Here is a 6,545-nt window from a genome sequence, read left to right as displayed (position 1 = left end):
AAATAAAGAGGAATTGGATCAACTCTTGCCATGGTCAACAAGTATTCCATTACATTGTCAAAGTCCAAAATGAAATCATAACTAAAGTATAAACAAACCCAGACCTGAATAATAGGTGTGGGTTATTTGACGCTTACGTTATAATCATCTCAATTGAAAGAGGACACAAGACCACTGGCATAAAGCGTGAAAGTGGATACCTACTTTACGAGAAAGAAAGGATGTAACAAGCATGTACGAAAGAAAATTACTCAATCAAATATTAGACGAAGAAAATCTTAACTTAGCAATCAAACAAGTGAAAAGGAATAAAGGCTCTGCGGGTGTTGATGGGATGACGGTTGATCAAATACAGGGTTATCTAGCCCTAAACAAAGATGATCTTTTAAAAAGTATTCGAAATAGAACCTATAAACCAGAGCCTGTATTAAGGGTGGAAATACCAAAGCCCAATGGTGGTGTGCGATTACTTGGCATCCCCACAGTTAAAGATCGGGTGATTCAACAAGCGATCGCACAAATCCTAACCCCACTATTTGATAGGCAATTTAGTGACTATAGCTATGGCTTTAGCCCAAGACGATATGCAGAAATGGCAATTCTCAAAGGGCTAGAGTATATGAATGATGGCTATGAATGGATTGTGGATATTGACTTTAAGCGGTTCTTTGATACATTGAATCATGACCGATTAATGAATCTAGTCGCATGAACAGTGAAAGACGGAGATGTCATTTCACTCATCCGAAAATACCTTGTCAGTGGTGTACAGATTGATGAGGAATATGAGGAAACGATTATTGGCACTCCACAAGGAGGAAACCTCTCACTGTTATTAGTCAACATTTATCCTGTAGCACACGAATAATTTCTGATAGTAGATTCATATTGACTTCATGTTCTCGGCACCAAGCCGCTATACTATGCTAACTTTCTTTCCAAGCACCATAGCGTACTTTCCATTCTGTTTTTTCTTTAAGTGTCACCGCATAACCTGCATTGTTGAGTTTCTATGAAGATGATTGCATGACTAGCATTTAATTCCCAAGTGTATTTTATTTGACGTTTACAGATCAAGGGTTCCATTATATCAATCCTCTGTTTCAAAAGATGGTTAAGAAATATGATATGATTTAGGGCATACCATGTCTAGACGCGCAGTATGATTATCACAATAATTAAAAAATACGTAAATAAAATAATCCTCTCACATCGATACCAAATATAACTCATTTATGATCTATATATAACTATGATTCTTAATGAGGCCTTGCCAGATAAACACCAAAAAGAATGAGAATGATTCCTAGCACTATGAAAAATTTGTATAAAAAACTCCGTTTCATCCGAGAAGTACCAAGAATGGTGAAGGATATGCCGAGTATGAATGACATGATCATTATATAAAACCCCATTTTATTCATTCCTTTTGAGAGTAATTATTCGTTCATGACGATTGGCTAAGTCTAAATCATGAGTCACTGTAATAACAGTGGTATTAAATTCTTTATTCATATCAAAAAGTAGATTGATAATTTTTTCTCTATTTTCTAAATCTAAAGACGCAGTTGGTTCGTCTGATAAAATAATTTGGGGATTCATAATTACAGCCCTAGCAAAAACGGCTCTAGCTCGTTGCCCACCAGAACAGTCAAGTGGTTTTTTCTTTAAAATGGGCTCAATTCCTATTTTATTAACAATTCGTTTAAAGCGATCTTGAATAGTTATGTCTTTTTTTCTGTTAGCATACATAAGCGGCAATTTAATATTATCCTCTATGGTCAAAGAATTAATTAGTGCGGACTCCTGAAGAACAAAACCAATTTTTTGATTACGCCACTTAGCTAGTTTATTTCGTGATAAATCCTTAACAGATGAATCAAAAAGCTTATAGCACCCTTGATATTGTGTATCAAGCAGACCAATAATATTAAGCAAAGAAGTTTTCCCAACTCCAGACTCCCCTATAATAGAAAGTCTTTCTCCAGGTTCAACTTCTAACTTAAAATCATTTAAAATAGAAAAATCCTTCTTCTTGAATGTTTTTTCTAGGATTTCCAGTTTAATTATACTATTCATTGCAATACCCCCACGGAGATCGGAATACTTTTAATTTTTCTTATCGTAAGTTCAACAATTGTAAATCCAATAATAAAATCTATAAAAAGAACAATAAGTAAAGCCAACCAATCCAGACTTATTAAGCCAAATATGCCGTAAGTAGCAAAAGTTGAGCCCTTTCTTAACCAAAAACTGTATCTATTGAAGGCGGTTATCCCAAATAATACGGCAAGAATAATAGAAAACAATATTCCGAAATAACCATAAAAAATTGCTCTTAGTTTTGAATAACTTAATCCGACTAATAAATTGATTGTAAAATCCTTTATCATTAATCGAATACTTATCAAAGTATTCCAGGTAGCTAGACAAACAATGATTATGAGTAAAATAAAGGTGATAGTACAGATGATTTTTAATGAATTAACATAATAATTCTCAAAGTAATTAAAGTTTTCTTGTTGATTAAAAAAATTAAACGCTAAACCTAGATTTTCCTGGATATATTCTTTTAAATTCATTGTTTCATCTTTTGTCGAATCAAGAAGTACAATGTCCATCAAACCATTAACATGGAGGTCAAGACCCGCACTGTTAATAAATTCTTCATTAACAGGTATAAAAATTGAAAAATTAAAATAAGTTTTTGAGTTGGGAGCATAAAAATTAGAACGGTGAGCATTCTCCTCCAAGACTCCTTGAACGTTTAAATTGACTAATTGTTGGGTGACAGGATCTGTAATCTCAATATTTGACCCTACAGGATATGTTTTGGCTAGACCTGCACCTACTAAAATAGGTATTTTTTCTTTATTAAATTTATAATTGAAGTTTATATGGTTTCCATGAGATAACCGAAATTGATTTATCTTATAAGCTTCCTCATTGATATAATTGAAAGCAACATCCATATTATGTTTATTTTCTAATGATGTGACAAAACCATTGGCCTGCAGAGCATAGGTATAATTGTTGTTTAAATATTCATATACCTTTTGTGTTTCATCTATTTCAATTTTATCAAAATCAGCTTCACTATTTGGGTCTAGATTAGCAACAAAAGTTCCTTCTTGATTCAGAGTTTCTAGTTCTTGATAACCTTGAAAAGTTGAAATAATTGAACGAGCAGTAGAAAAAGAAACGTAATTAGCTAAAAAAAGTAATATGATCATACCTAAAACAAGTATCCACCTTTTTAAAAATATTCTAGTTATAAAAAAACGTAAAATTCTCATTCTTTTTTCACCCGACCTGCACTGATTAATATATATATAATAAAAATAAAAACCAAGTAGAGATTGCTGGTTACATTCAGTTCTAAATAGAAGTTTAATGAGAGTGATAGTAAAAAACTAAACATTAATATAGCTAAACTATTCAAGATATATCGGATTATAATATTTACCATTGTATCTCCTACAAGTATTCGGCAGAATATTTCTGTTTTCCTACGGTTTAAAAATTGATAGTGAAATACGATTATAATAGATGTAAGAAAAATATTTATTATAAGCTGATAATCTATCATACTTTCTAAGAAGGACTTTAAAATAGAAAAGCCTTCTAAATTCAAAGTTTGTACATAAATAAATATTAAGTTTGTAGCAAAACAGATAAGATAGCTAGCAATCGCCTCAAAAACGTCGATAAATCTAAATAAAGAATATTTCACAAGCTACTCCTTCCTTAAATGAGTGAATAGGCTTTGTCACTATTAAAAAGTATTTATGTGAAAATTAGAACCTCTTAAGTCTAAATCGTCCTTATTGATGTAAACCATGCTGGATATATCGCTTTTTCATATTTTTGATTTATCTGCATAACCCATTCCACCACCTAAATATCCCGTAACAATTTCAATCATATAGATATCAAAGTTAGCTTTATTTAGTACACTTATTACCACCGTATCTTCCGTTGGCTTAGTACCCTTACTCTATAACAAGCTAAAAAATACAGACATTAAAATCAAACTTAAGAGCAAGCTTTTTTCATAAATCCATATTCTTTTATTTTTGAATTATTTATCTTTGAACTTACTGATCACTTTGATACTCAAGAATATCGCCTGGCTGACAATCTAAAATTTCGCAAATAGCCTCTAACGTAGAAAATCGAATTGCTTTTGCTTTACCATTTTTCAGAATTGAGATATTTGCCATTGTAATTCCAACCTTTTCTGATAGTTCAGTTACACTCATTTTTCTTTTAGCTAACATCACATCAAGATTAACGATAATTGCCACTTTTATTCACCTCAGACTGTTAAATCATTTTCTGATTTTATTTCCAATGCATTTTTTAAAAGTTGTTCAAGTACTCCAGCAAAAACTGCGATTGTGGCCGAAGCAAAACTGATTGTCAGTCCGATCATGGCCACCCCTGGATGTAATGCATTTTGTAAGACAAGAAAAAACATTCCAATCAGATACAAAATATTAATTGCAATCGCACAGTATTTAATCCTCTTTAAAGAAAATACTGAAGGACTAGAAAAAGCATCACCATGTTCAATATAATTGAGCAATTTTAATGACTGGTACAAAGCAGTAAAAAACGGAAGAGCTGTGATATAAATGCCGATTAAAACTGGATATTGCAAATAAGCATATTCTGGATTCAATTCTGCACTTAAATGAGCTAACCATGGCAACCAAAAAATAGCTAAAAGAAGAATGATTAAACCAAGTAAGAAGATTGTTACTTTCAAAAACAATAGTGATCCACGCTTCATAAAAAACACCCCTCCAATTAGATGATAATCTTATATTAACTAAATATTTATCGTTTTTCAATAAATATTTATTGTTTTTAGGGATACCTTTATAAAAAGACAGATATTCGATTAGTAATGGATGGATCTATTCATATTTAACTTGAATCTTTTTAATAAATATGATTAATCCAGTTAGTCGCCTAAAATAAAAGGTCATGTAAATCTTATGTTATATTGAAAGGACGAATAGACAATATAAAGGGGACTCACATGATCCGGGTAAGTATTATCATATATTTGTACTTCCTATTTCAGACTTTAGCAATTTTCGAGCCCGATGTTTAACTGTTGAGAGCTTTATTTTTAACATAGCTTGCATGCTCTGTAGCAAGCTACCACAATTTTAAACGTAAAAAATAGCCCCCTATCGGATGGATGAGGGCTATTTTTGTTTAGAAACTTAGATAACGCCAATCTCCTATCGAAGAATGGGTATCTATCGACTACAACGCTAACGGTGGTCGTTTTTTTAATATATGTGTGTCTACAGTTAATATACCGCATTTTTATCAAAAGTACATATGCAGAGGCTAGCAAGTGATAGTGCGGTAGCTAAAAAAGCGTACAAAAAGTAAAGTGCCAGAAATATTGGTGTAATAACATGGTCAGGGGAAACTTGGCATAGACGATAATTTCCTCAAGATTTGTCTTTTAAAGCTGTATTTAGTAGTATTGAGATGATGAATTGTCACTGGGAAGCACATGATGGCAAGGAATCAGATAAGTTATAAATCATATCAACAGATCATTTATTCAACTTTTAATACAAGTAAATCATTTAGGGAATGATCATATGAATTTTGAACAATTACTCTATGCTGAGGTTTTGGCCCAGCATAACTCTATGCAAAAAGCTGCAGATGTTCTTCATATTAGTAAATCAGGATTAAGTATTGCAATAGGTCAACTTGAAGGTGAATTAGGGGTAAGGCTATTTGATAAATCAGCATCTGGAACCAAGTTGACAACCGAGGGGAGACAATTACTTTCTTCTATTTCGGATATTCTTCGCCTAAAAAATAGTCTTGAAACGACTGCTGGTATTGTTTCTAATCCGAAAAAACATCAAAAAATTTCTATTCACTACATGAATACGATGTTAAAGCCTTTTGTTAATCCATTTTTTGAAAACTATTCAAATAAATTTGAGAATGTACAATTTGATATTAGCTGTCATGAGTTTGAGTCTATTGTTCGCCGGGTTAAACATCATGAAATTGATGCGGGGTTTATCGCTATCAATAATGCTCATGATGAAGCTATAAAAAGTTTAGCTTTTGCTCCAGTTTGTGATAGTAAACTAGTTTTATTATGTGCTCCTGACAACTTTTTAAATTTCTTAGATAGACCAATCACTTTGGAAGATTTGAAAGAACAAAAATTCAGTATTTTCAACGATAAATTTCATGACGAAATTTTTGAAAGATTACAATTTCAATGTGGACCCTTATCTCTTGTTTTCAGAGTTGATGATGCTTGGGCAATGGAACAATCAATAACTAGATTAAATACAGTCTGTTTTGGCCGAACTTTACAAGGAAACTTATCAAGTAATACAGATTTTTCAAATTTAAAACAGATTGATATCGGGCATATCATTGATGATAACTTTAAACTTGGTTGGTTGACCAATCCTAATTATATGCTATCTAAGGAAACGCAAGAACTACTAGAAGCTATTACATTAGGGATAAAAAAAGATGCCTAA

6 protein-coding genes are annotated in these 6,545 nt (G+C 32.0%); 2 read left to right on the top strand and 4 right to left on the bottom strand.

What is annotated here, in order from left to right:
* The first annotated feature begins 232 nt into the window (after window positions 1-232).
* A complete protein-coding gene (locus tag KQI76_RS08045; protein WP_253288873.1) occupies window positions 233-712 on the top strand; it encodes a reverse transcriptase domain-containing protein in 480 nt (159 codons plus the stop codon).
* Window positions 713-1,416: 704 nt separating this feature from the next.
* Here KQI76_RS08045 and KQI76_RS08040 read toward each other — a convergent pair.
* The 4 genes from KQI76_RS08040 to KQI76_RS08025 all read right to left on the bottom strand — a co-directional run bounded on the left by KQI76_RS08040 (window position 1,417) and on the right by KQI76_RS08025 (window position 4,795).
* Window positions 1,417-2,079, bottom strand: a complete 663-nt coding sequence (locus KQI76_RS08040; protein WP_216399812.1) for an ABC transporter ATP-binding protein — start codon at window positions 2,077-2,079, stop codon at window positions 1,417-1,419.
* A complete protein-coding gene (locus KQI76_RS08035) occupies window positions 2,076-3,296 on the bottom strand; it encodes a peptide ABC transporter permease (RefSeq protein ID WP_216399811.1) in 1,221 nt (406 codons plus the stop codon). Before KQI76_RS08035 ends, KQI76_RS08040 begins: the two co-directional genes overlap by 4 nt.
* Before the next feature lie 801 nt (window positions 3,297-4,097).
* A complete protein-coding gene (locus KQI76_RS08030; protein ID WP_216399810.1) occupies window positions 4,098-4,307 on the bottom strand; it encodes a helix-turn-helix domain-containing protein in 210 nt (69 codons plus the stop codon).
* A gap of 11 nt (window positions 4,308-4,318) precedes the next feature.
* Window positions 4,319-4,795, bottom strand: coding sequence for a DUF2975 domain-containing protein (locus tag KQI76_RS08025; RefSeq protein WP_216399809.1), 477 nt, complete (start codon window positions 4,793-4,795; stop codon window positions 4,319-4,321).
* Window positions 4,796-5,630: 835 nt separating this feature from the next.
* On the opposite strand from KQI76_RS08025, the gene KQI76_RS08020 reads away from it, so the two are divergent.
* Window positions 5,631-6,545, top strand: a complete 915-nt coding sequence (locus KQI76_RS08020; protein WP_216399808.1) for a LysR family transcriptional regulator — start codon at window positions 5,631-5,633, stop codon at window positions 6,543-6,545.

This window comes from Amphibacillus sp. MSJ-3 (genome assembly GCF_018919165.1).
Classification (GTDB): Bacteria; Bacillota; Bacilli; order Bacillales; family Amphibacillaceae; genus Amphibacillus.
The sequence above is the reverse complement of the archived record's forward strand: the minus strand, read 5'-3'. Positions and strand labels throughout refer to the sequence as shown.

What these genes read in the sequence shown, in the direction of transcription:
- KQI76_RS08045 (WP_253288873.1), top strand. Translation starts at nt 233, where the DNA reads ATGTACGAAAGAAAATTACTCAATCAAATATTAGACGAAGAAAATCTT.
- KQI76_RS08040 (WP_216399812.1), bottom strand. Translation starts at nt 2,079, where the DNA reads ATGAATAGTATAATTAAACTGGAAATCCTAGAAAAAACATTCAAGAAG.
- KQI76_RS08035 (WP_216399811.1), bottom strand. Translation starts at nt 3,296, where the DNA reads ATGAGAATTTTACGTTTTTTTATAACTAGAATATTTTTAAAAAGGTGG.
- KQI76_RS08020 (WP_216399808.1), top strand. Translation starts at nt 5,631, where the DNA reads ATGAATTTTGAACAATTACTCTATGCTGAGGTTTTGGCCCAGCATAAC.
- KQI76_RS08025 (WP_216399809.1), bottom strand. Translation starts at nt 4,795, where the DNA reads ATGAAGCGTGGATCACTATTGTTTTTGAAAGTAACAATCTTCTTACTT.